At 70.0% G+C, this 24499-nt stretch carries 25 protein-coding genes; 18 read left to right on the forward strand and 7 right to left on the reverse strand.

Annotated features, from left to right (window positions below; genetic code table 11):
• Nucleotides 1-6 precede the first annotated feature (6 nt).
• Genes HUN08_RS00310 through HUN08_RS00320 form a run of 3 tightly spaced genes read left to right on the forward strand, consistent with a single transcriptional unit; the run spans nucleotide 7 to nucleotide 2765 of the window.
• Nucleotides 7-1602, forward strand: coding sequence for a succinic semialdehyde dehydrogenase (locus HUN08_RS00310; RefSeq protein WP_301547017.1), 1596 nt, complete (start codon nucleotides 7-9; stop codon nucleotides 1600-1602).
• A gap of 11 nt (nucleotides 1603-1613) precedes the next feature.
• Entirely contained in the window at nucleotides 1614-2084 is a 471-nt protein-coding gene (locus HUN08_RS00315; protein WP_124246080.1) for a hypothetical protein, read from the forward strand.
• A gap of 33 nt (nucleotides 2085-2117) precedes the next feature.
• Nucleotides 2118-2765 carry a dihydrofolate reductase family protein gene (locus HUN08_RS00320; protein ID WP_124246079.1) on the forward strand — a complete coding sequence of 216 codons (648 nt, stop codon included), beginning with the start codon at nucleotides 2118-2120 and terminating at the stop codon, nucleotides 2763-2765.
• Here HUN08_RS00320 and HUN08_RS00325 read toward each other — a convergent pair.
• The 3 genes from HUN08_RS00325 to HUN08_RS00335 all read right to left on the reverse strand — a co-directional run bounded on the left by HUN08_RS00325 (nucleotide 2747) and on the right by HUN08_RS00335 (nucleotide 4643).
• Entirely contained in the window at nucleotides 2747-2983 is a 237-nt protein-coding gene (locus tag HUN08_RS00325) for a hypothetical protein (RefSeq protein WP_124246078.1), read from the reverse strand. The genes HUN08_RS00320 and HUN08_RS00325 overlap by 19 nt on opposite strands.
• A gap of 92 nt (nucleotides 2984-3075) precedes the next feature.
• On the reverse strand, nucleotides 3076-3894 hold the full coding sequence (locus tag HUN08_RS00330) for a sigma-70 family RNA polymerase sigma factor (RefSeq protein WP_124246077.1): 819 nt from the start codon (nucleotides 3892-3894) through the stop codon (nucleotides 3076-3078).
• Nucleotides 3895-3908: 14 nt separating this feature from the next.
• Nucleotides 3909-4643 (reverse strand): DUF6474 family protein, encoded by a 735-nt coding sequence (locus HUN08_RS00335; protein WP_124246076.1) that lies wholly within the window; start codon nucleotides 4641-4643, stop codon nucleotides 3909-3911.
• 160 nt (nucleotides 4644-4803) lie between these two features.
• Here HUN08_RS00335 and HUN08_RS00340 point away from each other — a divergent pair, with 160 nt between their 5' ends.
• Entirely contained in the window at nucleotides 4804-6489 is a 1686-nt protein-coding gene (locus HUN08_RS00340) for a TM0106 family RecB-like putative nuclease (protein ID WP_301546811.1), read from the forward strand.
• 279 nt (nucleotides 6490-6768) lie between these two features.
• Complete coding sequence (locus tag HUN08_RS18485) at nucleotides 6769-7863, forward strand: DUF1990 family protein (RefSeq protein ID WP_367649926.1); 1095 nt, start codon at nucleotides 6769-6771, stop codon at nucleotides 7861-7863.
• Between the two features lie 28 nt (nucleotides 7864-7891).
• Here the strand turns inward: HUN08_RS18485 and HUN08_RS00350 are convergent, their stop codons facing one another.
• Nucleotides 7892-8053 (reverse strand): hypothetical protein, encoded by a 162-nt coding sequence (locus HUN08_RS00350; RefSeq protein WP_165353372.1) that lies wholly within the window; start codon nucleotides 8051-8053, stop codon nucleotides 7892-7894.
• A gap of 1182 nt (nucleotides 8054-9235) precedes the next feature.
• Here HUN08_RS00350 and HUN08_RS00355 point away from each other — a divergent pair.
• From HUN08_RS00355 to HUN08_RS00375, 5 genes are all read left to right on the forward strand, one after another.
• Complete coding sequence (locus HUN08_RS00355) at nucleotides 9236-9712, forward strand: XRE family transcriptional regulator (RefSeq protein ID WP_124246075.1); 477 nt, start codon at nucleotides 9236-9238, stop codon at nucleotides 9710-9712.
• Between the two features lie 118 nt (nucleotides 9713-9830).
• The gene (locus HUN08_RS00360; protein WP_124246074.1) at nucleotides 9831-10340 is read left to right on the forward strand and encodes a hypothetical protein; all 510 of its coding nucleotides are present in this window, start codon (nucleotides 9831-9833) and stop codon (nucleotides 10338-10340) included.
• A 2-nt stretch (nucleotides 10341-10342) separates the two neighbouring features.
• On the forward strand, nucleotides 10343-11473 hold the full coding sequence (locus HUN08_RS00365; RefSeq protein WP_124246073.1) for an MAB_1171c family putative transporter: 1131 nt from the start codon (nucleotides 10343-10345) through the stop codon (nucleotides 11471-11473).
• A 67-nt stretch (nucleotides 11474-11540) separates the two neighbouring features.
• Nucleotides 11541-13685 (forward strand): ABC transporter ATP-binding protein, encoded by a 2145-nt coding sequence (locus tag HUN08_RS00370; RefSeq protein WP_165353371.1) that lies wholly within the window; start codon nucleotides 11541-11543, stop codon nucleotides 13683-13685.
• Nucleotides 13682-14440: an energy-coupling factor transporter transmembrane protein EcfT gene (locus tag HUN08_RS00375; protein ID WP_124246071.1), complete on the forward strand. Its 759-nt coding sequence runs from the start codon at nucleotides 13682-13684 to the stop codon at nucleotides 14438-14440. The genes HUN08_RS00370 and HUN08_RS00375 overlap by 4 nt, the downstream gene beginning before the upstream one ends.
• 49 nt (nucleotides 14441-14489) lie before the next feature.
• Here the strand turns inward: HUN08_RS00375 and HUN08_RS00380 are convergent, their stop codons facing one another.
• On the reverse strand, nucleotides 14490-15119 hold the full coding sequence (locus HUN08_RS00380) for a superoxide dismutase (RefSeq protein ID WP_124246070.1): 630 nt from the start codon (nucleotides 15117-15119) through the stop codon (nucleotides 14490-14492).
• Between the two features lie 108 nt (nucleotides 15120-15227).
• Complete coding sequence (locus HUN08_RS18270; protein WP_301546812.1) at nucleotides 15228-15356, reverse strand: hypothetical protein; 129 nt, start codon at nucleotides 15354-15356, stop codon at nucleotides 15228-15230.
• A gap of 137 nt (nucleotides 15357-15493) precedes the next feature.
• Here HUN08_RS18270 and msrA point away from each other — a divergent pair, with 137 nt between their 5' ends.
• From msrA to HUN08_RS00405, 5 genes are all read left to right on the forward strand, one after another.
• Nucleotides 15494-16165, forward strand: a complete 672-nt coding sequence (gene msrA, locus HUN08_RS00385; protein ID WP_124246069.1) for a peptide-methionine (S)-S-oxide reductase MsrA — start codon at nucleotides 15494-15496, stop codon at nucleotides 16163-16165.
• A complete protein-coding gene (locus tag HUN08_RS00390; protein WP_165353383.1) occupies nucleotides 16153-17223 on the forward strand; it encodes a winged helix DNA-binding domain-containing protein in 1071 nt (356 codons plus the stop codon). The genes msrA and HUN08_RS00390 overlap by 13 nt, the downstream gene beginning before the upstream one ends.
• A gap of 92 nt (nucleotides 17224-17315) precedes the next feature.
• Nucleotides 17316-19085 carry an ABC transporter ATP-binding protein gene (locus tag HUN08_RS00395; protein WP_124246067.1) on the forward strand — a complete coding sequence of 590 codons (1770 nt, stop codon included), beginning with the start codon at nucleotides 17316-17318 and terminating at the stop codon, nucleotides 19083-19085.
• On the forward strand, nucleotides 19082-20842 hold the full coding sequence (locus HUN08_RS00400; protein WP_124246066.1) for an ABC transporter ATP-binding protein: 1761 nt from the start codon (nucleotides 19082-19084) through the stop codon (nucleotides 20840-20842). The genes HUN08_RS00395 and HUN08_RS00400 overlap by 4 nt, the downstream gene beginning before the upstream one ends.
• Before the next feature lie 9 nt (nucleotides 20843-20851).
• Nucleotides 20852-21502 (forward strand): TetR/AcrR family transcriptional regulator, encoded by a 651-nt coding sequence (locus tag HUN08_RS00405; protein WP_124246065.1) that lies wholly within the window; start codon nucleotides 20852-20854, stop codon nucleotides 21500-21502.
• A gap of 9 nt (nucleotides 21503-21511) precedes the next feature.
• On the opposite strand, the gene HUN08_RS00410 is transcribed toward HUN08_RS00405, so the two are convergent.
• Nucleotides 21512-21937: an SRPBCC family protein gene (locus tag HUN08_RS00410; RefSeq protein WP_124246064.1), complete on the reverse strand. Its 426-nt coding sequence runs from the start codon at nucleotides 21935-21937 to the stop codon at nucleotides 21512-21514.
• Nucleotides 21938-22312: 375 nt separating this feature from the next.
• Here HUN08_RS00410 and HUN08_RS00415 point away from each other — a divergent pair, with 375 nt between their 5' ends.
• The 3 genes from HUN08_RS00415 to HUN08_RS00425 are packed head-to-tail and all read left to right on the forward strand — an operon-like array spanning nucleotide 22313 to nucleotide 24469.
• Nucleotides 22313-22636, forward strand: a complete 324-nt coding sequence (locus HUN08_RS00415; RefSeq protein ID WP_124246063.1) for a rhodanese-like domain-containing protein — start codon at nucleotides 22313-22315, stop codon at nucleotides 22634-22636.
• 7 nt (nucleotides 22637-22643) lie between these two features.
• On the forward strand, nucleotides 22644-23690 hold the full coding sequence (locus HUN08_RS00420) for a DUF4328 domain-containing protein (protein WP_124246062.1): 1047 nt from the start codon (nucleotides 22644-22646) through the stop codon (nucleotides 23688-23690).
• Nucleotides 23675-24469, forward strand: coding sequence for a glycerophosphodiester phosphodiesterase (locus HUN08_RS00425; RefSeq protein WP_124246061.1), 795 nt, complete (start codon nucleotides 23675-23677; stop codon nucleotides 24467-24469). Before HUN08_RS00420 ends, HUN08_RS00425 begins: the two co-directional genes overlap by 16 nt.
• Nucleotides 24470-24499: the final 30 nt, after the last annotated feature.

Consider the following 24499-nt stretch of genomic DNA (forward strand, 5'->3'; position numbering starts at 1 on the left):
TCCGCCATCGCCCCCGGGCCGTCCGCCCGCACCGCTAGGAGATCCGCAATGCCAGTACCGTCCTCCGCCGTCTTCGAGCGGCTCAACACCCTCGTCGCCATCGACCCGAAGGCCAAGCGCAAGACCCGCGCGATCCTCGAGGCGTTCAGCGGCGACGAGATCGCGCAGATCCCCGTCGGCACCGCGAAAGATCTGCAGGACGCCGTCGCCGCGGCCCGCGTCGCGCAGGAGGGGTGGGCCAAGCGCACGCCGAAGGAGCGCGCCGCGGTCCTGTTCGAGTTCGCCCGTCTCGTGCACCGTGACGCCGACGCCCTCATGGACATGGTCCAGGCCGAATCCGGCAAGGCCCGCCAATACGCGCAGGAGGAAGTCCTCGACGTCGCGCTGACCGCCCGCCACTACGCGGCCAGCGGGCCCTCGGCGCTGGCCGAGCACAAGGTCAAGGGCATGATCCCCGGTGCCACCAGCGTGCGCGTGCGCTACCAGCCGAAGGGTGTCGTCGGCGTCATCTCGCCGTGGAACTACCCGCTGACGCTGGCCGTCTCCGACGCTGTCGCCGCGCTGCTCGCCGGCAACGCCGTCGTCATCAAGCCGGACAGCCAGACGCCGTACTGCGCCCTCTCGGCGGCCGAGCTGCTGTACGAGGCCGGGCTGCCGCGCGAGCTGTTCGCCGTGGTCCCCGGCCCCGGCAGCGTCGTCGGCCAGGAGATCGTCGCGCAGACCGACTACGTCATGTTCACCGGCTCGTCGCAGACCGGCTCGGAGCTGGCCGCGCAGGCGGGTAAGCGACTCATCGGATTCTCCGCCGAACTGGGCGGCAAGAACCCGCTCATCATCACCGCCGGTGCCGACCTCGACCAGGCCGTCCCCGGTGCTGCGCGCGCGTGCTACTCGAACTCCGGGCAGCTGTGCATCTCGATCGAGCGCATCTACGTCGAGAAGTCGATCGCCGACGAGTTCAGCAAGAAGTTCGCCGCCTTCGTCGGCGAGATGAAGCTCGGCGCGGCCTACGACTTCTCCGTCGACATGGGGTCGCTGGCCTCCGCGGCGCAGGTGCAGACCGTGCAGGCGCATCTCGACGACGCCGTGAAGAACGGGGCGAAGGTGCTGGCCGGCGGCAAGCGACGCGAAGACCTCGGCCCCTTCTTCTTCGAGCCGACGGTGCTCGCCGACGTCACCGACGCCGCGATCTGCCACAAGAGCGAGACCTTCGGACCCCTCGTCGCGATCTACCCGGTCGATTCCGTCGACGAGGCGATCAAGCTCGCCAACGACACCGAATACGGACTGAACGCCAGCGTGTTCGCCGGCAGCAGCGGCGAGGCCAACGCGATCGCCGACCAGCTGCGCGCCGGCACCGTGAACATCAACGAGGGCTACGCCGCGGCGTGGGGCTCGACGGCCGCGCCGATGGGCGGCATGGGCATCTCCGGCGTCGGCCGCCGCCACGGCGAAGAGGGCCTGCTGAAGTACACCGAACCGCAGACCGTCGCCGAGCAGCGGTTCATCGGAATCGACGGAATGCGCGGCGTGCCGCAGAATGTGTTCCTTAAGCTGACCCCGAAGGCCATGGAGGCCCTCAAGTACCTTCCCGGCCGGTAGGAGAACCGATCATGGAATCAGTGCACCGCCTCGGCGGACCGCGCGCCGTCGCCCTGGCCTTCGCCGCGTCGACGGTGGCGGCGGGCGCGCTCGCCGCACCCGTGTCGGCGGCCCCGACGATCCCCGGGTTGCCCGCGCCGCATCCGGCGGCCCAGATGCACCTCGCCGACTGGTACGGCACCGCGTGGGTGGCCACCGTGTTCTCGTCGGACAACGGCGGCTATGTGCTCACCCACGACAACGGGAAGAGCGCCGTCGTCCTGGAGCAGCGCAGCGTCAAATACCGCAAGAAGGCCGACACGCGCGCCGTGACGAGGGTCGGCACGCCGTGGAAGCGGCTGGCGATCGTGCATCGGGGGCAGGGGCCGGTCTGGGGTCAGTGGACCCGACTGCCCGGCTACGTCGGCAAACAGTTCCGGCTGTGCCGCCTCGCCCCCGACGGCAAGCAGTGCACCTCGTACAGCGGCATCCTCGTTCCCTAACCGACCAGTCGATCGAACGGCGATAGGCAGCCCATGTCCAAAGTGCGGGTACACAACCTCTTCATCTCGCTCGACGGCTTCGCCGCCGGAGATCACGTCACCTTCGACGAGCCGATCGGCGGCGCCCGCGCGTTGTTCGGCCGGTTCGACGGCCGGGTGATCGGCGGCGTGCACAACGTCGACGAGCCGGTGACCGTGGACCGCGCGCTGTTCAGCATGTGGGGCCAGGGGATCGGCGCGGAGATCATGGGCCGCAAGAAGTTCGGCCCGCAGACCGGGGAGTGGCCCGACGACGGCTGGCAGGGCTGGTGGGAGGACGAACCGCCCTTCCGCACCCCGGTCTTCATCATGACGCACTACGAGCGCGAGCCCATCGAGTTCGCGAACGGCACCGTCTTCCACTTCGTGAACGGCTCCGCGCGCGAGGTGCTGGAACAGGCGAAGGCCGCCGCCGGCGGACTCGACATCCGGCTCGGCGGCGGCCCGTCGTCGGTGCGGCAATTCCTCGCCGACGACCTCGTCGACTTCCTGCACCTGGCGACCGTCCCGGTCACCCTGGGCACCGGTGTCCGCCTCTGGGACGATCTGGCCGGACTCGAGGACCGGTTCAGCATCGAATCGATCAGCACCGAGAGCGGCCTGGTCCACCAGCTCTGGAACCGTCAGTCCTCCGGCAGCTGAGCGAACGCGGCCTTGGTGTCGCGGTACCAGTCCATCGACTTCTTCGGCCGGCGCCAGCGGGCCTTCATCGCGTCGCGGGCCTCCTGATGGCTGGCGTCACCGGCCTTCTCGGCGTCTTTGAGGTGCTGGTCCTGCGCCTTGATCACGTCGTCGGCGGTCTCGCCGTGGTGGGCGAGGTCGCAGGGGCCGCCGAGCTGCTGGCAGGTCATGGTCTTCATCGTCAGTCTCCTTGATCGGGGTCGGCGGGCCTCTTCCCGCCTCTACCCCTATTGACGATTCGGTGCGCGCAAGTGTGACAGCGCTCGTGTCGCTACCGCCGGACGACGGTCGGGAGAAGCTCCGCGTCGGCCCGGAAGGTGATGGTCTGCACCACCCCGTCGGCGACCTCGAAATCGAAGACGACCATCGGCTTGCCCCGGTTGAACCACGCGAAGACCGGGCGGCCGTCGAGGATCGCCGGGAGCGCCGCATGGGCGGAGCCGTTGAAGAATTCGGCGATGGCCCGGCTGCCGTCGATCCGTGCCGGCGTGCCGGTGGTGATGGCCGCGTCGTCGGCCCGGACCTTCGCGGTGGGCGCGAGCAATGCGATCAGCCGGTCGAATTCGCCGCCGCGCGCCGCCGTCATAAAGGCGTCGATGACCTCCGCGTCGGCCAGCGATGTTTCGGCCGACGGCGAGCCGACCTTGGCGCGCGCCCGGGAGGCCAGTTTGCGCGCGGCCGCCGGGGTCACTTCGAGGGCTTCGGCGATGATCGGGAACTCGAAGCCGAAGGAGTCGTGCATGACGAACGCGACCCGTTCGGTGGGGGTCAGGCGGTCCAGCACGATGCCGAGGGCTTCACCGACGGCGACGCCGAGCAGGGCCTCGTCGGCCGGGCCGGGCTCCGGTGTCGCCTCGTGGTCATCGGGTTCGTGTGCGACCGGCACGCGGGCCTTGAGGCGGTCGAGGCACAGGCGGGTGGTGACCGTCGTGAGCCAGGCGGGCAAGTCGTCGATCTGCTGGTCGGTCCCGGCGAGCCGCAGCCAGGCCTGCTGCACGACGTCCTGCGCTTCGACGGGATCGTCGAGCATCCGACCGGCCAACCGGGTCAGTCGGGGACGCTGCGATTCGAATAGCTCGGTCGGCGTCATACGAATCGGGCGGGCTATCCGCCGGCGACGCCCAGGCGCGCGAGGATGTCGGCATCGATGGCGCCCAGCTCGTTGTCGATCGACCGGTGGGCGTTCTTGCGCGCCGACGGCGACATGGACTCGGCGGCGTCGACGGCGACCGACAGATTGGCCAACCGCGTGTCCATCGTCGACGCGAAGGCCGCGGCGTCGGCGCTCGTGTCGGTCAGCGTCAGGCTGCGCAACGACTGTTGCGTGGTGGCGATGCGGGCGGCCAGCGGTGCGCCCCGGCCGGTGAATTGGCGCAGGGTCTCCGGTGCCACGCCGGCGCGCGACGCCTGAAGGTCGTTGACCTTCTCGCGGGCGACGACGGCGCCGCGGTACAGCACCGGCCCGAGGATCGGGGCGGCGACGCGGGCGACCGAGACGAAGCGGCGCGCATTCTTCGGGGTCAGGCGCTTCTTCTTGGCGGCGGCCTCGATCTTCGCCGTCTCGGCCTTGGCGCCGGCGATCGCCGCCCGCGACGCGTGCTTGGCCTTGCGCTCGTCGGTGCGCAACTCGCGCTTGTGCGCGCGGTCGGCGCGTCGGACGTCCTTGCGCTGTGCCCGTTTGCCGTCCTTCTCGGTGCGCTTGAGTTCGGCGCGGCGCTCCTTCGCGTCGTATTTGGCTTCGAACTTGGCCCGCTGCTTGGCGGCCTTCTTCTCGGCCTTCTTCGCGGCGCGGCGCTCGCGGCGGCTCGGCTTCTGCTCGTCGGAGGAGAACAATCCCATGCGCCCAACCCTAGGTCATCGGCCGTGGGCCTGTCTGCGGTCGCGGCGGTGAGCGCGGACCGCTCGCTTTGCTCCGGCGTTGCCGAATGCGTCAGACCCATCGGTTACGTTGAGAAGCACAATCCCGCACGACGGGGGGAGTGAACCGAAGGGGGTGGGGGTGAGCACGGTGGTCCGGTCTCCCGGTGATTCTCTCCGCCCGCCGACGGGAGTGCTGCTGAGTGCTCGTGACCTCTCCGGCTGTGCCCACCGCCTTTCCCTCGACAACTCGCCCGCGGCCCGCGAACTCGGCGTCGACGTGGACGATTCCCCCGAGGTGGCGCGCCGCAAAGAAGCCGCGGTGTTGCACCGGGCGCGGGTGCGCGAGCTGCTGCGGTCCATCCACAGCGATCAGACCTCGTCGGTCTTCGTGGCCGTCGACGAGGGACCGCGCGATCGGCGAATCGAGCAGACGCTGGCCGCCGCCGCACGAGGCGTCGGATGGATATGGAACGCGACCCTGCCCGACGACCTCGTCGGCCGGCGGCGGGGTCATGCCGAACTGCTCGTCCACGACGGCAGCGGATACATCCCGGTGATCGTCGTGAACCACCGGGTGACCAAGCCGCTCGGCGCGTCGGCCGGCGAGGGCGAGGCGCCGCGCACCATCGTGACGAGTCCGCTGTGGGCGTGGCTGCCGATGCCCGATCCGACGCGTTCGCTGCGGCCCAACAGGCGCGATCAACAGCGACTGCAACACCTCACCGAGCTACTGGTGGCGGCCGGGCTGTCGGGTGAGCGGGGGCCGGGCCAGTGGCGCGCCGGCGTGATCGGGATGGATGCCGACTGCATCGCGGTGATCGACCTGGGGTCGATGCGGGCGGACTTCGCGGAGCTGACCGCGCAACGGCTGGCGGTCGTCGACCAGCGGGTGTCGACCGAGCCGAGCCGGATCGCGGAATGCCGCGACTGTCCGTGGTGGCCGCGCTGCGAGGCGGACCTCGTCCGGCGCGACGACGTGAGCCTCGTCGTCAACGGGATGGTCGCCGATGCGTTGCGGGACAACGGGATTGCCACGATAGCCCGGCTCGCCGCCGCCGATCCGGATGATCCGCCGCCGCTGTGGCGGGTCGGCTCCTTCCCGGATTCGGTGGCCGCGGCGCGCTGTCACCGGACCGGGGTCGAGATGGTCCGGCGGTCGGAGAAGACCCCGGTCGCGCGGGCCGACGTCGAGGTCGACGTGGACATGGAGAGCTACGGCGAGGACGGCGCCTACCTGTGGGGCACGCTGCTCACCGACCGCACAGATCCGTCGCGACCGGTGGTCTACCGGCCGTTCGTGACGTGGCGTCCGCTGCCGACGACAGCCGAGGCGGAATCCTTCGCGGCGTTCTGGGCGTGGCTCTCCGCAGAGCGGGCGGAGGCCGAGGCGGCGGGGAAGACCTTCGCGGCGTACTGCTATTCGGAGCACGCCGAGAACCGATGGTTGCGCGGCTCCGCCGATCGCTTCGCCGGACTCCCCGGAGTGCCGTCGCGGGCCGAGGTCGAGGCGTTCATCGCGTCACCGCAGTGGGTCGACGTGTACGCGGCGGTGTCGGCGAACTTCTACTGCCCGTCGGGCAAGGGGCTCAAGCGGGTGGCGCCGGTCGCCGGATTCCATTGGCGCGACGAGGAGGCCGGGGGTGCGGCCTCGATGGACTGGTACGCGCTGGCCGTCGGGCTGGATGGATCGACCCCGGACGAGACTCAGCGCACCCGGTTGCTCCAGTACAACGAGGACGACGTCTGGGCCACCAAGATCCTGCGCGAATGGATGGACGGCGAAGACGTCAAACGCCTCCCGACAATGCGGGAGCTGCTGGCCTAACGACCCCGCCGAGCGCCGAGTGGGCACCCCAACCCCGTCGAGTGGGCACGTCAACCCCGCCGACTGGGCACCTCAACCCGGCCGAGCGCTGGGTCGAGTGACCGCGACGAAGGAGCGGTTGTATCGAGACCTGGGCACTCCAAATCCCGTCGAGAGCCTGGGTCGTATCGAGACCTGGGCACCCGGTCCAGTGGGTGTGCGGTTTCAGACACCGACGTTCTCGGGTGAGGTTCCAGACACTTCGCGCGGCAACCGGCGTGAACTGCCTAGCATCCATCCATGGACGTCGAGATCCCAGAGGCCATCGCAGCCGATCTGACCCAGCGGTGGAATGAGCCGCACCGTCGACATCACGATCAGCGGCACCTCGACGAGGTTCTCGAGGCTCTGGAGATCCTTCGGGACGAAGGGTTGGCCTTTGCCCAGCGCCCGGTCGTGTTGGCCGCCTGGTTCCACGACGCGGTCTACAAACCGCTCAGCTCCTCCAACGAGCAGGACTCCGCGGACCTGGCGCGCCGGCTCCTCGTCGACGACCCTGATCGTGACGAGATCGCACGACTCGTCGAACTGACCACCGCGCACGATCCCGCTGCCGACGACGCCAACGGCATCGCCCTGTCCGACGCCGACTTCGCGGTTCTCGGATCGGCCCCGGAACGCTATGACGAATACGCGGCAAACGTCCGAGAGGAGTTCCGCCGTGTGCCCGGTCGCGTGTTCCGGCGGAAGCGGGCCGAACTGCTGACCGAGTTCTTGGGGCGTGAGCACATCTTCATGTCGCCGCAGGCGCGTGAACGCTGGGAGGCGCCGGCCCGGGAGAACATCGCGCGGGAGATCGCGGCGCTGCGCGGGTCCGAAGACGACGGGAACCCGTCGCGCGCGTCGTTCACCTATGCGGGCGTCGGCGCCACGCTGACCACCCCGCCGAGCGGATACCACGCCTTCACCCACCGCCGCCGGATCGGCTCCGGCCGGCCGCTCTTCGAGCGCGCCGCCGAGCACGTTCTCACCTTCGGCATGCAGAAGGACATCGGGATCTTCCGTGCCGCGTCGACGTCGACCGCGCATGAGGGCACCGAGTTGTCCATCCGGCTCGGCGTCGGGCCGCTCGGGATCACCGCACCCTGTCGGGTCGTCTACGTCCTCGACGAGCCCGACCGCCGGGGGTTCGCCTACGGCACTCTTCCCGGTCACCCCGAATCCGGCGAGGAACTGTTCGCCGTCGAGTACGACCCGGCCGACGACGGTGTCTACGGCCTCGTGTCCGCGTTCTCGCGGCCCGCCGCCTGGTACGCCCGCATGGGAGGACCGGTGACCCGGCTTCTGCAGGCCTGGTTCGCGCGGCGCTACCTCGCCGCACTGCCCCGTTCCTGATCCCCGTTCGGGTGCGTCGGAGGTCCTGTCAGCGGCGGATGGCGTGCAGTGCGTCGAGGAAGCGTCCGCTGCCGAGCAGCGCGAGCGTCGCCAGGCCCAGCATCGCGGCCGGTCCGTAACCCTCGGCGACCGTGCCGAAGTCACCGAGAGGTGCGGCGACGGCGGTCGGCTTGCCTGGATCCGGTGCCACCGCGGGGGCGGTGGGTGCCGGTGCGGGCCGGTTGGGTGCCGGTGCCGTGCCGGGCGCTCCAGATCCCGGGCCACCAGGGGCAGCCGGGGCACCGGGGCCGCCAGGGGCGGCGGGGCGCCGCCTGAGGGTGTGCCGGGTGCGGGTGCCGCCGGTGCGGGAGCCGCCGGTGCCGGAGCGGCAGGTGCCGGGGCAGCGGGAGGTGCGGGCGCGGCTGGCGCCGGTGGCGAGTATTGATCGGGCGTGTAGTGGTCGCCGTACCGGGTCGGGGGAAGGTCCACCGGCGGGGTACCGGCCATCGGAGGGGCGCCGCCGATGCTCGCGCCGGAGTTGGCGCCGCTGCCGGCCCCGGGAACGGTGGGAGTACCCGGCCCACCCGGTAGCGTCGGGTCGGTCCCACCCGGGTCCGAGCCAGTGCCGCTTCCGCCAGTGCCAGTCCCAGTGCCCGTGCCGCCAGTGCCCGTGCCCGTGCCGCCAGTGCCGGTGCCGGTCCCACCCGAGTCGGTGCTCGCCCCCGAGCCGGTGCCGCCAGAAGTGGTCCCACCGGTGTTGTTGCCGCCGGTGCCACCCGAGTTGTTCCCGCCGGCCCCACCGGGGTTCCAGTTGCTTCCGGGTCCACCCCCGGGCGTGCCCGTGCCCGTTCCGCCCGCTCCGAAATCGGACCCGCCGGGCGTCGAACCGAAATCAACCGGCATCGGCGTCGCCGAGGAATCGGCGGGCGTCACGAGGAAGGCAAACGTGAAGCTCATCACACCCGCCGCCGCGAACGCGGCGGCCGTGCGCACCGTCACCGGGGGACGGCGGAGGTTTCGCATGGACTTCATCGATCGAGCTTTCTGGGTGTTGAACTGTTGGCGGCCGAAGAACGAAATGGCCGTCACCAGCGGGTATGCAGGCAATCTCGCTGAGATTGTCGAGTCTGGGCCGGCCGTCCGGCGCGGCGTGAAACCACCCCGCGCGCGTGCCGATCGCGGACCCGGTGCGAGTATATCCACCGAAACCGGCCACACTCCGAATCGAGCAGGTTCCCTCCGGCTGGGCCGCGCTTCGCCTACCCTACTGATCTGTTGCATTGTCGACCTTGAACCATGGTGGGTCGTAAATTCACCCAAATGGGGTATTCTGAAGAAGATTCAGGATGGACTCATTCCACGGCAAGCGAAATGCGAACGAGGAGAACCACGTATGACGTCCAGCGAGGCTGGCAAGGCGGACAGCCGCGCAGCAGATCTCGAACCCGGTCTGTTTGCTCGGCGCCTAGAGGAATTGTTCCGCACCGTTCCCGGCCCGAACGGTCGTGCCTACAGCGCGAAGGCCATCGCAGCCCGGTCGACCGAGCGTGGCTTCCGGCTCGGCGAGTCGTACCTCAGCCAGCTCCGCTCGGGTAAGGCCAAGTCGCCGTCGTTCCGCACCGTCGAGGGTATCGCCGCCGCGTTCGGCGTCGACGTCCACTACTTCCTCGAGGACGGCGCCGCACAGCGCACCCGCGAGGAAATCGACATGATGCGGATGCAGGCCGACGCCGACATCCAGCTCGCCGCCTTCCGGCTGGCCGGCCTGTCCAGCGACAAGGTGACCGTCGTCAACGAGCTCATCAAGGTGCTTCGGGAGCAGCAGGGACTGCCCCAGGACCCGCCGGAGATCAACGGCGCCAAGGCCTAGTCGATCTGGTCACATCGCGTGCGCGGATCGTGCTGCGGCCATTTCTGCGAAGTAGAATGACCTTCGCGGGCCCGGTCTTCGTTGCCCGCCATTGCTGAACCGCCGGGGGAATCCACGTATGCGAAGCGAGCGCGCGCTGCGCGCACTGTGTCGCCGAGAGCTGCGCGGACTCGACCTCGATCTGCCGTTTGACGCCGAGCAACTGTGCCGCCGCTACGGCGAACGCCGCGGCCGACCCGTCAACGTCATCTCCTATCCGCTGCCCACCGGGATGCCCAACGGCGTCTGGCTTTCGGCGGGCGACGGCGACTACTTCTTCTGCCAGTCCAACACCTCGCCGATGCATCGCAACCAGATCATCGTCCACGAGTTCGGCCACATGATCGCCGGACACCAGATGCTCGGCCAGCTGGACGCGGCCGCGCTGGTGGCGCCGGGCGAGGGCGAGACAGGCGAAGCGCTCTCGCGCACCTGCTATGACGACGAGCGCGAGTGGGAGGCCGAGATGGTGGCCTCGATCATCGTCGGATGGGCCGCCGACGCCGCCGGCGCGGTCGGGTCGACCTCCGACGACATCGGGCTGCGACGTATCCAGCGCCTCCTCGGCGGCCACGGCGGGTGGATGTAGCCGTGGAATCCGTCCTTCGCGCCGACGTGGTGAACCTCATCGCCCTGGCGGTCTTCGCCTTCGCGGTGTGCTGGCGGATGGACCAGATCCGACGAGACGGCGGCGGTTTGCAGGCCACGGCGATGACCGTCAGCGTCGTCGCCTTCACCCTCGCCTTCGTCTCGGCGAACACGAATCTGGCCCAACGCCTCAACGGCTGGACCTTCGACGGGTTCTCCCGCGTGCTCCTGTGGTCGATGCTGGCCCTCGGCGCCGGGGCGCTCGTCGTCGTCTTCTACTACTCCCCGGCGGAATCCGGGCGGGCCCGTCGAGCCGGGATCGAAGCGGTTCCGTTGACCATCGCCGCGGCCGGGCTCCAGATCGCGATGACGCAGATCCCGCACAACCTGCGCCACACCGACCTCACCGGCAACTCCGCCCGCTACTGGGCGTTCGCGACCTTCTTCCTCATCGCCAGCACCTATCTGGCATACGGCTTCTCCGCGTCGATCGGCAGCATCCGGCAGTTCATGCCGGCCGCCGCCGGATACCTCCGCGTCTCGCTGATACTCCTGATCGGCGGCCTCGCGGCGCTGGCCACGGCCTCCCTGGTGCAGATCGTCTTCATTCTCGGCGCGATCATCGGTTGGCACGAACTGAATCCGTTGCTCGCCGCCGCGCGCGCCCTGGCCCTGTCCGGCCTGCTCGGCTTCCTGACCGGCATCGCCTATCCGTTGCTCCACGCCCGGGTCCGCTGGATCCGGGCGCGGCTGACCCTGCGCCGCCAATACCGCGACCTCGAGCCGCTGTGGGAGACGGTTACCGGCGCGGTACCCGCCGTCGTGCTTCCCGGCCACGACGGCGAGGACCTCAAAGCGTCGGCGATGGTGCGGTTCAATCGCCGTGTCGTGGAGATCCGCGACGCCCTGACCCAGATCAGCCCGCTGTTGCCCCACGACTTCGAGCAGAGCAGCCCGGAACGGCAGGCGAAGCTGATCAGCGCGGCCTGCCGCCGCTACCGGGACGACGGCGACGCACCCGGCGAGGTGCGCGACGTCCTGCCGGCCAGGGCGTCGACGATCATCGGCGACGCGGAGCCGCTGCGCGAGGTGTCGATCACGATGACCCGCGGCGCGCGCTGGGTTTCGAACTAGCCTGGGCTCGACGGGCCGGGCGAGAACCTTAGCTGGCGTTAACAAACCTCCGGGCACAATGGAGGGGATGTCGGAAAAAACCGCTGCCGCCACCATCCGCGGCCCGCTGCGCCCGCATGAGGTCGCGCTGGCCGCTGTGCTGGGCGGCCTGACCGTCGCGACGGTCGTCATCGCCCAGGTATTGCCGATCCTCACGTCGGTGGCACTGCTGGCGCCGGTGCCGCTCGCGCTCATCAGCCAGCGCACCCGACCGCGCGCGCTGATCGCCACCGTCGTCGCGGCGGCGGGCGTCGCCTTCGCCCTCGCCGGTCTGTCCTCGGCGGTCGGGGTCGTCGGCGCCGGTCTGATCGGCGGGGTCGTCGGCGAGATGAAACGTCGCCGCAGCGGCCTGGCCGCGTTCACCGGGGCGGCGCTGATCGTCGCCCCGATCCTGGGCGGCCTCTCGGTGCTGGTCCTGCTGGTCCTCGCCCCGCTGCGCCGACTGGTCCTGGAGTCGCTGAAGAACACCTCGAACGGCATGGCCAAGGCCATCGACGGGATGGCCGATCAGGTCGGCAAGATCGGTGGACCCGACAACGTGACCGCCGTGCACCAACTCGCCGACGCGGTGCGCTGGCTCACCAAGCTGGGCATCGACTACTGGTGGGTGTGGATGTGGATCTCCGGTGCCCTGGGCACCCTCGTCTCCCTCTACCTCGCGTGGTGGCTGGTCGGCGGGGTCATCGAGCGCGTCCGCGCGATCCCGAGCACCGACACCCTCGACGACGGCACCAGCGACATCGCCGATCCGGCGCCGGTCGGACCGCTTCCCGTCGAGTTGGACGCCGTCGGCTTCGTCTATCCCGGGGCATCCGGGTCGGGGTGGGATTCGGCTCGCCGGCCATCCGTCCCGGCGCTGGACGGCGTCTCGCTGCGCGTCGATCCCGGTGAATTCGTCGCCGTCGTCGGCGCCAACGGCTCCGGCAAGTCGACCGTCGCGAAAATCCTCGCGGGGCGCGCGCCGACGAGCGGCGAGGTCCGCCGACCCGGCGACCCGGGGCTGGGACGTCCCGGTGGCACCGCGATGGTGCTGCAGCGGCCCGAGACGCAGATGCTCGGCGCCCGGGTCGCCGACGACGTGGTGTGGGGGCTGCCCGCCGACGTCGAGGTCGACGTGGACGCGCTGCTCGCCGAGGTCGGGCTCACCGGCCTCGCCGATCGAGACACCGCGGACCTCTCCGGCGGTCAGCAGCAGCGCCTCGCCCTGGCTGCGGCACTGGCCCGCGACCCCGCACTGCTCATCGCCGACGAGGTCACCTCGATGGTCGACCCGCAGGGGCGCGCCGAACTACTCGAGGTCCTCGCGACGCTGCCCGCTCGGCGCGGGCTCGCCGTCGTCCTCATCACCCATCGTGCCGACGAGGCGGCAGCCGCCGACCGCGTCATCCACCTGCGCGACGGCCGGGTCGATCCCGAGCCGCCGCAGTGGCTCGGGGCGCCGGAGCCCGACGTCGCTCCGTCGGAGAAGGTCGCCGGGGTGCGCGCGCCGACAGGCGGGGAGACGCTGATCGACCTGTCCGGGGTGGGGCACAAATATCTGGCCGGCTCCCCGTGGGAGGTGACCGCCTTGCGCGACGTCACGCTCCGGGTCGGCCGCGGCGAGGGGCTGCTCATCGTCGGCGGCAACGGGTCGGGCAAGTCGACGCTCGCCTGGATCCTGGCCGGGCTGACCTCGCCCACGTCGGGAACCGCCCGGTACGAGGGGGAACCGATCGACAAGCAGGTCGGCCAGGTGAAACTGACTTTCCAGCACGCGCGGCTGCAACTGCAGCGCCCGACCCTGGGCGAGGACATCCAGGCCGCCGGCGGCGTCGACGTCGGCAGCACCGAGGTGGCGCGCCTGCTCGAGGAGGTCGGCCTGCCGCGCGAATTCGCCACGCGCAGCACCGACGCACTCTCCGGCGGTCAGATGCGGCGCGGAGTGCTCGCCGGCGCACTCGCCGGGCATCCGGAGATCATCGTCGCCGACGAGCCGTTGGCCGGTCTCGACCCGCAGGCCCGCGCCGACGTCGTCGCCCTGTTCGGGCGGCTGCGCGCCGCCGGCCTGACGTTGATCGTGATCTCACACGACCTCGACGAGATCGCGACCGTCTGCGACCGTCAGGTCGAATTGGTCGACGGCGTGCTCACCGATGCCCCCGTCGCCGCCCACCAGCAGGATGTGGCCTCATGAACGCCCTGCCGCTGCGCGAGATCCCCGGCGATTCGGTGGTCCACCGCCTCTGGGCGGGGACCAAGCTGATCGGGGTCGGGTTGATCGGCGTGCTGCTCTGGGTGCTCCCGTCGTGGCCGGCGCTGGCCGTCGTCGCCCTGGTCGTCGTCGGGGTGGCGCTGCTGGCCGGGATCCCGCTGGGTGCCGTGCCCAAGCCGCCGTGGTGGCTGTGGGCGCTGGCCGGAGCGAGCGTCGCACTCTCCGCCTCGGTTGCCGGGGTGAACGGCGGGCTGACGACGGCGCGCAGCGTCGTGCTCGGCCTGCTGGTGATCGCCGCGTCGGTACTCGTCGTGTGGACGACGCCGGCGGCCCAGCTGGCGCCGGCGATCGCGACGCTGATGCGTCCGCTGCGCTGGCTCAGACTGCCCGTCGACGAGTGGGCGGTGGTCATCGCGCTCTGCCTGCGGTCGCTCCCCCTGATGGTCGACGAACTGCTCACCCTGCGCGCGGTCCACCGGCTGCGACCCCATTCGCCGATGAAGGTCCGCCACCCGTCGTCGCAGTTGACCATCCTCGACATGGTCGTCGCGGCCCTCTCGTCGGCACTGCGCCGGTCGGCGGAGCTGGGCGAGGCGATCACCGCCCGGGGCGGCACCGGGCGGCTCACGGTCGACGACGCGAAGCCCGGCCGCATCGACGTGATCGCGCTGGTGGTGATGGGGGTCTTCGTCGCCGCCGCGATCGCCGGGTCGTTCCTCATCCGGGGCGCGATGTGAAACGCTCCCCGCGCCACAGGGCACGGGGAGCGTCGAGGAGTACCGCGGATCAGGCGGGGACGACCAGTCCCGAGCCCTGCTTGACGGCGCGATCGAAGCGCTCGGCAGCGTCGGCCCAGTTCACGACGTTCCACCACGCCTTGACGTAGTCGGGCTTGACGTTCTGGTAGTCGAGGTAGAAGGCGTGCTCCCACATGTCGAGCATGACGACCGGGATCAGGGCGGCGGAGGTGTTGCCGCTCTGATCGGTGAGCTGCTGGATCACCAGGCGCTTGCCGATGGTGTCGTAGCCCAGGATCGCCCACCCCGAACCCTGCAGGGTCGTGGCGGCGGCGGTGAAGTGCGCCTGGAACTTGTCGAAGCTGCCGAAGTCGTTGGCGATCGCGTCGGCGAGGTCACCGGTCGGCTTGTCGCCCCCGTTGGGGGAGAGGTTCTTCCAGAAGATCGAGTGGTTGGTGTGGCCGCCGAGGTGGAAGGACAGGTTGGCCGAGAGGCCGTACACCTTGTCGGCGATGGTGCCGTCCTCGCGCGCGGCGGCGAGCTTCTCCAGCGCGGTGTTGGCGCCCTTCACATAGGTGGCATGGTGCTTGTCGTGGTGCAGCTCCATGATTCGACCCGAGATGTGGGGCTCCAGGGCGCCGTAGTCGTAATCGAGATCGGGCAGGGTGTATTCAGCCACGATTCTTCCCTTCGCATTGCAGATGTTTGTTTCTCACCGGACCTATCCACCGTATCCCCCGGCTGTCTGACACGTCACAGCGATGGGGGGTCGGACTCGGTCTCGGGCTCAGAACGCGAGGATCACCAGGAGGATGGCGAGGGGGATGAGTGTCGCGAAGGTCCACAGACAGGACGAGGAGACGTTGTAGTTGGGCGTCTCGGCTCCGGTCAGGTCCGCGCGCTGCATGGTGGTCACCATCTCCCCCTTTCGTTCCGGGGTGAAATGAGTCACACCCGTGTGTGACCGTCATCATAGGCAGATGATCCCGCCGGAGCCAAACCACACCTCGTCGGCCAGGGCGCGCAGCGCGCGAAGGCCGTAGAATCGAGGCCATGTCCTGGGGTTTCTCTCGTGCAAAGCAGGAAATGGTCGCCGCGGACGATGCGCTGCCCGGTCGGGGGACGCCGATGCCGGTGGCGGAGAAGAACATCGTGCTCGGGTCGCCGATGGTCTCGCCGGCGGGGATCTGCGATTGGGGTCCCGGCCGTCGCGCGGTCGTCCTGGGCGGCGGGTGCTTCTGGGGTGTCGAGGAGATCGTCTGGCAGCTGCCCGGCGTGTACACGACCGCCGTCGGGTACGCGGGCGGCTTCACCCCGAACCCCACCTACGAAGAGGTCTGTACCGCGCGCACCGGTCACACCGAGGCCGTCCTGGTTGTGTTCGACGAGAGCCAAACCGACCTCGAGACCATCCTGCGCACCTTTTTCGAGACGCATGACCCGACGCAGGAGATGAAGCAGGGCAACGACGTGGGCACGCAGTACCGGTCGGCGATCTACACCTGCACCGAGGCCGACGCCCAGACCGCGCGCGAGGTGGCGCAGAAGTTCCAGCCGGCTTTGACCGCCGCCGGGTACGGGCCGATCACCACGGAGATCGCCCAGCTGTCCGACGCCGGCGACGGCCGCTTCTACTATGCCGAGGACTATCACCAGCAGTACCTGGCGAAGAACCCGAACGGCTATCGCTGCCATGCGGCGACCGGGGTGCGATTCGCGTCGTGATCACCCTCGAGCAGTGGAATCGCACGCTGCTGTCGCGCCAGCACCTGCTCGAACGGATCGACGAGGATGTCATCGAGGTCCTCGACCGCTGCGTCGGGCTGCAATCGCAGGATCCGCGCCCGCCGTTCGTCGGATTGTGGTCGCGGGTCGCCGACTTCGACCCGGCCGACCACGACGAGTTGCTGACCGACCGCGAAATCATCCGCTCGGTACTCCTGCGCGGCACCCTGATGACCGCGGACGCCCTCGACTCGCGGTGGCTGCGCGCACTCGTCCAACCGCGGATCGCCGCCATCACCGCGTCCAACCACAAGCTGCCCGACGGGGTGGACGCGGCGGCCGTCGTCGACGAGGCCCGGTCGGCGCTGACCGGCGGCGAACTATCCGCCGATAGTCTGCGCGATCTGCTCGCCCAGCGCTGGCCGGAGGCTTCGCCACGCGACCTGATGGCCACCGCGCGGGCGGGCCTGCACCTGGTGCAAGTGCCGCCGCGCGGTACCTGGGCCGGGTCGGGGACGATCACCTACGCGCTGCTCGACGATTGGATCGGGCCGGCCGAACCCGCCGTGGTCGACGACGAGGCCCGTCGCGATTTGATCCGCATGTACCTGCGCGGCTTCGGCCCGGCCAGCATCGCCGGGATCCAGACCTGGTCCGGGCTGACCGGCCTGCGCCCGCTGGTGCGGCAGATGGATGCCGAGTGGGAGCTGATCCGGGTCGACGGCCCCGGTGGCGAGGAGCTCTACGACCTCGACGGCCTGCCGATCGTCGACGGGGACGCCCCGGCCCCGGTCCGCCTCATCGCCCCGTTCGACCACATCCTCGTCGCACAGGCGCCCGCCGACCGGATCCGCGTCGCCGACCCCGACCTGTTCGGGCGGACGGTCACCCCGAACGGGCGCAGCCCCGGATTCCTCCTCGTCGACGGCCGTCTCGCCGGGACCTGGCGCGTCGTCGACGGGCGGGTGGCGCTGGACTTCCTCACCGAGGTCGCCCCCGCCGCGCGTCGGGGGGCGCAGGCGGAGGCGCAACGTCTCGAGGAATTCCTCGGGCGCTAGTCCGGCTCTTGCGGTGGCCGCGCCGCGGCTCTATTGTGAACCTCGTTCAGAAATAAGTATGGTTAGCCTAAGTTATGCAGAACGAGGCATAGATGACCGATCTCAAAGCACAGCAGAAGGCCGACGCCGCAGCGCTCAAGGAGCTGATGCGCCCGGTCGCCGGGCAACTCAACATCGGACGGATCCTCGCCGTGATCTCGGCGGTGCTCGCCGTCGTGCCGTATATCGCGCTGGTCCACATCGGCGCGGTCCTCCTCGATGCCGCCCGCGCTGGCACCCCCGTCGACGGCGGGCAGGTGGGCCGGTGGATCAAGATCCTCGTCGTCACCTTCGGCCTGCGGCTGGCGTTGTACTTCTTGGCCCTGCTGATCACGCACCTCGCCGACATCCGGTTCGGCCACCACGTGCGCGAGCAGATGGCCTCCCGCTTCTCGCGGGTACCGCTGGCGTGGTTCACCTCGACCAACTCCGGTCGGGTCCGCAAGGCGCTGCAGGACGACATCGGCACGATCCACCATCTGATCGCCCACCAACCGGTGGACGGCACCAACGCCGTCGTGATGCCGCTGGCGCTGATGGCCTACGCCTTCGTCATCGACTGGCGCCTGGGCCTGCTCGCGATAGCGACCCTGCCGCTGTACGCCGCGGCGATGTCGCTGAGCATGCGCGGCATGGGCGAGAAGACCGTCGAGATGGACCAGCGCATGGCCACCGTCTCGGCGCGCATGGTCGAGTTCGTCACCGGTATCTCGGTGGTCAAGGCCTTCGGTCGGGTCGGCCGCGCGCATCGCGCCTACCAGCAGGCCGCCGACGAGTTCCAGGCCTTCTACTACGACTGGGTCAAGCCGCTGATCCGGGTGAGCTCGGTGGGGACGTCGCTGCTCGCCGTGCCCCTGCTGCTGCTCATCAACATCGGGGGCGGCACCTGGCTCGTCCACCGCGGCACGGTGACCGCAGCCGACGTGCTGGCCACCTCGCTGATCGCGTTGCTCATCCCGTACGGACTCGAAGTGCTGATGAGCGCCATGTGGTCGCGGCAGATCGCGGGCGCCGCGGCGAGCCGCATCGTCGCGCTGGTGGACACCCGGGAATTGCCCGACGTGGAGCCCAAGGAGCAGCCGGCCAGCAGCGACGTCGTCTTCGACTCGGTCAGCTACTCCTACGGCGCCGAACCCGACGCTCCGCTGGCCCTGCACGACGTCGGATTCACCTTGCGCGAGGGGACGGTCACCGCACTCGTCGGACCGTCGGGGTCGGGCAAGTCGACGATCGCGACCCTGCTGGCCCGCTTCGACGATCCGCGCTCGGGGAGCATCACCATCGGCGGCGTGCCCGTCGCCCAGGTCGCCGACCTGTACTCCCATGTCGGGTTCGTGTTGCAGGACCCGCAGCTGCTGGGCATCAGCATTCGCGACAACATCGCGCTCGGCCGACCCGACGCCACCGACGAGGAGATCCGGGCAGCGGCCCGGGCGGCACAGGTACTCGAGGAGATCGACGCCCTGCCGAACGGGATGGACACCGTCTACGGCAGCGATTCCGGGCTCTCCGGCGGGCAGGCGCAGCGGGTGGCGATCGCGCGGGCGCTGCTCGTCGACGCCCCGATCCTCATCCTCGACGAGGCGACCGCTCTCACCGACCCGGAGTCGCAGCACCAGATCCAACAGGCCCTCTCGGAATTGGCGCGCGGCCGGACCGTGCTGCTGATCGGGCACCGGCCCGAGGTGATCAAGGGCGTCCACCAGATCGTGCTGGTCGACGGCGGGCGGGTCGTCGCCGCCGGAACCCACGAGGAACTGCTCGCCGAACCCGCCTATGCGCGGCTGTGGGATTCGGCCCTGGCGAACGGAGAATTGCGATGACGATCCCCCTGATCGACGTGGTGCCGCGGATGCGGCGGATGGTGTCGCGCCCGCAGGGGTTGCGCCCGGCGATCGCGCTGGCGGTGATCTGCGGACTGGCCGAGGGAGTCGCGTTGGCCGCCCTGCTCCCGGCGATCAGCTCGCTGGCGTCGGGCGAGCCGGTGTGGGGTATGGGCGTCGGCGGCTGGCTGTGGGTCTTCGCGATCCTCGCCGTGGCCGGATTCGGTCTCAACTATCTGCAGAGCCAGCGGACCTATGCGGTCGCGCTGGACTTCCTCGAGAGCATCCACCGCCTCGTCGGCGACCAGGTCTCCAAGCAGCCGCTCGGGTGGTTCGCCCGCCCGGTCGCCGGGCGGCTCTCGCGGATGGTCTCCACCGAACTGATGCAGACCGGCGAGATCTTCGCCCACATGATCGGCCCGCTGGTCGCGCGGCTCACCGCCGCGGTGGTCATCGTCGTCGCCGCCTGGGTCTGGAATCCCGTGCTCGGACTGGCGTTGACCGTCGCGGCCCCGGTGTTCGTCGTGATCACCCTGGTGTCGACGGCCTTCATGCGCAAGGGGCGCAACCTGCACGAACCGGAGGAGGTCGCACTGGCCGACCGCATCGTCGAGTTCTCGCAATGCCAGGGCGCCCTGCGGTCCTGTGGCCGGTCGCACGACTTCCCGCCACTGCTCGACGCGTTGGAGCGCACCCGGGCCACCAAGCGTCGAGCGCTGTGGCTCGAGACGGTCGGCTTGCTCCTGAGCGGTGTGGCCACCCAGGTCGTCGTCGTCATCCTCATCTCGCTGGCCGGGTCGCTGGCGGTGTCGGGCTCGCTCGCCCCGATCCCCGCCCTGGCCTTCATCGGCCTGGCGATGCGCTTCACGTCGACACTCTCCACCATCACCGAGAGCGCGATGGCGCTGGAATCGCGCCGCCCGCTGCTCGACGCCCTCGACGAGGTGCTGACCGCGCAGCCACTGCCCGAGCCGCGCGACGACGTGACGCTCCCCTCCCCGGGCGCCGTCGAGTTCGACGGCGCCGGCTTCGCCTATGACGGCTCGGGCGACCCGGTCCTGCGCGACATCTCCTTCGCCGTCCCGAGCGGCTCGATGGTCGCGCTCGTCGGGCCGTCGGGAAGCGGTAAGACGACGATCGCCAAACTGGTCGCCCGGTTCTACGACGTGGATGCCGGCGAGATCCGCGTCGGCGGCGCGGCGGTGACCGAGCAACCCGTCAGCCAGCTCATGGGTCAGCTTTCGATGGTCTTCCAGGACGTCTACCTCTTCGACGACACCCTGGTCGCCAACATCGCGGTGGGCCGCGACGGGGCGACCGACGAGGAGGTGCGGGCCGCCGCCGAGCTGGCCGGTGTCGGCGAGATCGCCCGACGGCTCCCGCAGGGCTGGGAGACCCCGGTCGGGGAGGGCGGCCGGGCGTTGTCGGGTGGCGAGCGGCAACGCGTCTCGATCGCCCGGGCGCTGCTGAAACAGGCGCCCATCGTCCTGCTGGACGAGGCGACGTCGGCGCTCGACGTCGAGAACGAGGCGCATATCGTCGCTGCGGTGCAGCGGTTGCGCGAACACGCGACGGTCATCGTGATCGCCCACCGGCTCGACACGATTGCCGAGGCCGACGTCATCGTCTGCCTCGACGCCGACGGCCGGGTCGAGGCGCAGGGCACGCATGACGAGTTGCTGGCGGTGGACGACGGGACCTACGCGCGGTTCACCGAGCGGTTGCGCAGCGCGCAAGGGTGGCAACTGGCGAACTAGTGTGGATTCGTGCATGTGTCCACGCCCTCGGCGTTACCCGGCGCGAAGAAGGCGGGTCGTAAGCCCGCCTTCACCGCCGACGATGTGATCGCCGCGGCGGTCGCCGAGGGGATCGACGGGTTCACCATGTCGGCGATCGCGCGGCGCCTCGGGGTCGTGACGGGCGCCATCTACCGCTTGTTCCCGTCCCGCGACGAGCTGGTGGTCGCCTGCCTGGACACCGCGGCCGCGACGCTGCGGACCCCGGAACCGGGCGCGGATTGGCGCGGCGTGCTGCGGCTGTGGGCCGACGAGTGCTGGCGGGTGTGCGAGGAGTTTCCCGGGCTGAGCCGTCTGGTCTACACCTTTCCCACGGCGCCGACCCGGATCGACCACGTCTTCGCCGCCTACACCGACGCGTTGGCCGCCGTCGGCCGCACCCGGGGTCAGGCGATGTTCGCCCTCGACTTCCTCGGCGACACGGTCTTCGTGACACACCTGGGCGTCACCTCCATGCGCGCCGTCGACGATTCCGGGGCCTCCGGACTCGACCGTGTGCGCGGGGAACTGCCCGAGGGCTCGACGCTGCAGCCGCGCGACTCGTGGACCGATCGCGGGTTACTCGACGCCAAACTCGACTTCATCATCAACGGGCTCGAGCGGGACTGGCCGCAGGACTGAGCCCCGCGATCAGTTCTGCGCGACGGCCTTCTTGACGGCGGCGATCATGGAACCGATCAGGCCGTTGAGGACCGGCGTGAGCACGGCGGCCGGCACCGGGATCTTCGGGTCGGAATCCATCGTGTAGCGGACCATGGTGCCGCCGGGGGCGTCGGCGAACTCGATCGTCCCGACATGGGAGCGGACCGGCAGGCCGCCGACCACGCGGTAGACGATCTTCTCGTCGGGGACCAGCTCGGTGATCTGCTCGCGGATGCCGAGCTTGCCGACGCCGAGGGAGTGCACCGCGCCGACTCCCTGGCGCTCCTGCGCCCCGGGGCTCACCAGGCGAACGGTGAGCGGGAGGAACTTGCCGGTGCCCTCGCGATCGGCGAACGCCGCGTACACGCGGGGGCGTTCGGCGGCGATGACGGCTTCAACCGTGCTGCTGGGCATCAGTACTCCTCGGTCGGGGATCGGACAACCCGTACCGTACCGGACGGGCCGCCAGAGTTGTCCACAAGTTATCCACAGGCGCTATGCGCTTTGTCGAGCCGGACAAAAACTCCAGCGTGAAATTCACGATACTTCGAGAAAACGCGACGAAATTTCGTGAATATGTGGCGCCGTTCACAATTGGGGCCATTTTGTGCCCATCCCTGGTTAAGGCCGGTTCACTGTCCTGTATCGGCCCGGCGAGGTGATCAGGGGCGGTCCGAGGAGTTATGCCCGGCCACTGTGGATATCTTTCCGACCCGTCCCGGTGGCCTGGGCGAACCGATCGGCAGACGTTGGCCACCTGCGCTCGTCGTCATATGCCACCATGGACTCATGGCCGCATACGAACAGGTGCCGGTGGGGCAACTGCCCGACGATTTCACCGGTGAGACCGATCGTGTGCTGCTCGACATCCGCGAGCCGGACGAGTGGGCCGGCGGGCATGTCCGGGGTGCTCTGCACATCCCGCTGGGCGAGGTGCCGGAGCGGATCGACGAGATCGATCCCGACGTGGAACTGTTCGTCGTGTGCCGTACCAGCGGCCGTTCCTTCCGGATGGCCGAGTACTTCGAGCACGTGGGTCGCGAGGCACTCGTCGTCGAGGGCGGCATGGTCGCGTGGGAGGCCAGCGGCAAGCCGGTCGTCGTGGGGGAGTGAGCCGGCAATGACCCAACCGCCCTACGGCGCCATGCCCCCCGGGCAGCGCCTCGTCGACCTCTGCCGCGTGTGCCGCATTCAGGCGCCCCACCGAGCCGGGCGCATCCGGTGTCCGCGCTGCAACGGGATCCTCGTCGTGGTCCCCGTCGACCAGGTGGCGCAGGCACTGGCCCAGCCCCGTCCGCCGGCGGCTCCGATCACTCCGCACGGAGCCCCGCAGCAGCGGCCCGTCGGCGGCCCGGCCCCCGGTCGTATCCGCTGGATCGCCCAGCGCCCACCCGAGGCCCGGCCCGGTCCGCGCGCGGCGAACCTGCACCGCTCCCGCCCGACTCCGCGGTACAGCAGCATCCCGCGCTGGGGTCTGCAGGATCTGCCCGCGAGCTGGCAGGATATCCCGGTGGAGACCCAGGCCCGCTCGGAGGCCTTGAAATTCGTCGCCGCGGCGCGCCAGGTCGCGGTCGTCCTCGGGATCGCCGCGGTGTTCCACGTGCTGCGCTACCTCGTCGCCGTCGTGGGCCGCGACCACCTGATCCCCGCCTGGCTCGACATCGTCACGGCGATCTTCGTCCAGGCCAGCGGCGTCGCCGCCCTGCTCGCGATGGGCTACGGATTGGCCCGCTTCGGGCAGTGGGTGATCGCGATGCGCGCGCTGGCCTATCGGCACGTCGACCGGCTCGAGCCGCGGCGCAGCTGGGTGCTGTGGCTGTTCTCGGTCTTCCCGTTGGTCAACCTCGTCACCGCCCCGTTCCTGCTCCGCGAGGCCGCACTCGTCGACGAGCGGGTGCTGACGCCGCGCACGCATCTGGAATTGCGCAAGGTGTGGATCGCCTGGGCGCTGGTGAACGCCGTCGCGCTCACCGCGATAGTGATGCGCTGGGCCGGCCACCGCAGCGGCAGTCTGCAGACCCAGGCCGACGCGCTGGTGTGGGTCATCGTTTCCGGGGTGGTCTCGGCGGCTTTCGCGTGGTGGATGATCCCGCGGCTGGTGGCCGTCTTCAACCCGGCCGCGGGCCCCGCCCGTGCGCCGAGCCGCCGCCGATGGGTCAACGCGTGACCGAGCACCGGGTCTCCCGCTCGGGCCACCCCGCCGTCGTCGCCCACCGGGGCGCGTCCGGGGAATTGGCCGAGCACACGCTCGCCGCTTATGAACTCGCACTCGCCCAGGGGGCCGACGGCCTCGAATGCGACGTACGACTGACCGCCGACCACGAGTTGGTCTGCGTCCACGACCGCACGATCGACCGCACCAGCGACGGCGCCGGCGTGGTCAGCGAGATGACGTTGGCGCAGTTGCGCGAATACGACTTCGGCAGCTGGAAGGGCGGCAAACCGGCGTCGGTGCTGACCCTCGACGAACTACTCACGCTCACACTGGACTGGCGCCGCCCGGTCCGGTTGTTCATCGAGACCAAGCATCCGGTGCGGTTCGGCAGCCTGGTGGAGGTGAAGCTGCTGGAGACGCTGCACCGGTTCTCGGTGGCGACTCCGCCGTCGGCCGACCACAGCCGTGCCGTGGTGATCTCGTTCTCCTCGTCGGGGGTGTGGCGGATCCGCAGGCACGCCCCGATACTTCCGACCATCCTCCTCGGCGACACCGCCCGCGTGCTGGGCGGCAGCGCCGCGACGGCGGTCGGCGCGACCGGTATCGGACCGTCGGTCGAGACGCTGCGCCTTCATCCCGAATTGGTCGACCGGGCGGCGGCGGCGGGGCGGGTCACCTACTGCTGGACCGTCGACGACCAGCCCGACGTGCAACTGTGCGCCGACCTCGGCGTGCGGTGGATCGCCACCAACCATCCGGCCCGGGTGCGTGACTGGTTGGTCACCGTCTGAGGGTCGCACTCCCATCGTGTGACGCGCGTG

Source organism: Gordonia sp. X0973 (genome assembly GCF_013348785.1).
Classification (GTDB): Bacteria; Actinomycetota; Actinomycetes; order Mycobacteriales; family Mycobacteriaceae; genus Gordonia.

Excerpts from the sequence above, each read along its gene's own strand:
- HUN08_RS00315 (WP_124246080.1), top strand. The coding sequence starts at position 1,614 with ATGGAATCAGTGCACCGCCTCGGCGGACCGCGCGCCGTCGCCCTGGCC.
- HUN08_RS00320 (WP_124246079.1), top strand. The coding sequence starts at position 2,118 with ATGTCCAAAGTGCGGGTACACAACCTCTTCATCTCGCTCGACGGCTTC.
- HUN08_RS00325 (WP_124246078.1), bottom strand. The coding sequence starts at position 2,983 with ATGAAGACCATGACCTGCCAGCAGCTCGGCGGCCCCTGCGACCTCGCC.
- HUN08_RS00330 (WP_124246077.1), bottom strand. The coding sequence starts at position 3,894 with ATGACGCCGACCGAGCTATTCGAATCGCAGCGTCCCCGACTGACCCGG.
- HUN08_RS00335 (WP_124246076.1), bottom strand. The coding sequence starts at position 4,643 with ATGGGATTGTTCTCCTCCGACGAGCAGAAGCCGAGCCGCCGCGAGCGC.
- HUN08_RS18485 (WP_367649926.1), top strand. The coding sequence starts at position 6,769 with ATGGACGTCGAGATCCCAGAGGCCATCGCAGCCGATCTGACCCAGCGG.
- HUN08_RS00355 (WP_124246075.1), top strand. The coding sequence starts at position 9,236 with ATGACGTCCAGCGAGGCTGGCAAGGCGGACAGCCGCGCAGCAGATCTC.
- HUN08_RS00360 (WP_124246074.1), top strand. The coding sequence starts at position 9,831 with ATGCGAAGCGAGCGCGCGCTGCGCGCACTGTGTCGCCGAGAGCTGCGC.
- HUN08_RS00370 (WP_165353371.1), top strand. The coding sequence starts at position 11,541 with ATGTCGGAAAAAACCGCTGCCGCCACCATCCGCGGCCCGCTGCGCCCG.
- HUN08_RS00375 (WP_124246071.1), top strand. The coding sequence starts at position 13,682 with ATGAACGCCCTGCCGCTGCGCGAGATCCCCGGCGATTCGGTGGTCCAC.
- msrA (WP_124246069.1), top strand. The coding sequence starts at position 15,494 with ATGTCCTGGGGTTTCTCTCGTGCAAAGCAGGAAATGGTCGCCGCGGAC.
- HUN08_RS00395 (WP_124246067.1), top strand. The coding sequence starts at position 17,316 with ATGACCGATCTCAAAGCACAGCAGAAGGCCGACGCCGCAGCGCTCAAG.
- HUN08_RS00400 (WP_124246066.1), top strand. The coding sequence starts at position 19,082 with ATGACGATCCCCCTGATCGACGTGGTGCCGCGGATGCGGCGGATGGTG.
- HUN08_RS00410 (WP_124246064.1), bottom strand. The coding sequence starts at position 21,937 with ATGCCCAGCAGCACGGTTGAAGCCGTCATCGCCGCCGAACGCCCCCGC.
- HUN08_RS00415 (WP_124246063.1), top strand. The coding sequence starts at position 22,313 with ATGGCCGCATACGAACAGGTGCCGGTGGGGCAACTGCCCGACGATTTC.
- HUN08_RS00420 (WP_124246062.1), top strand. The coding sequence starts at position 22,644 with ATGACCCAACCGCCCTACGGCGCCATGCCCCCCGGGCAGCGCCTCGTC.
- HUN08_RS00425 (WP_124246061.1), top strand. The coding sequence starts at position 23,675 with ATGGGTCAACGCGTGACCGAGCACCGGGTCTCCCGCTCGGGCCACCCC.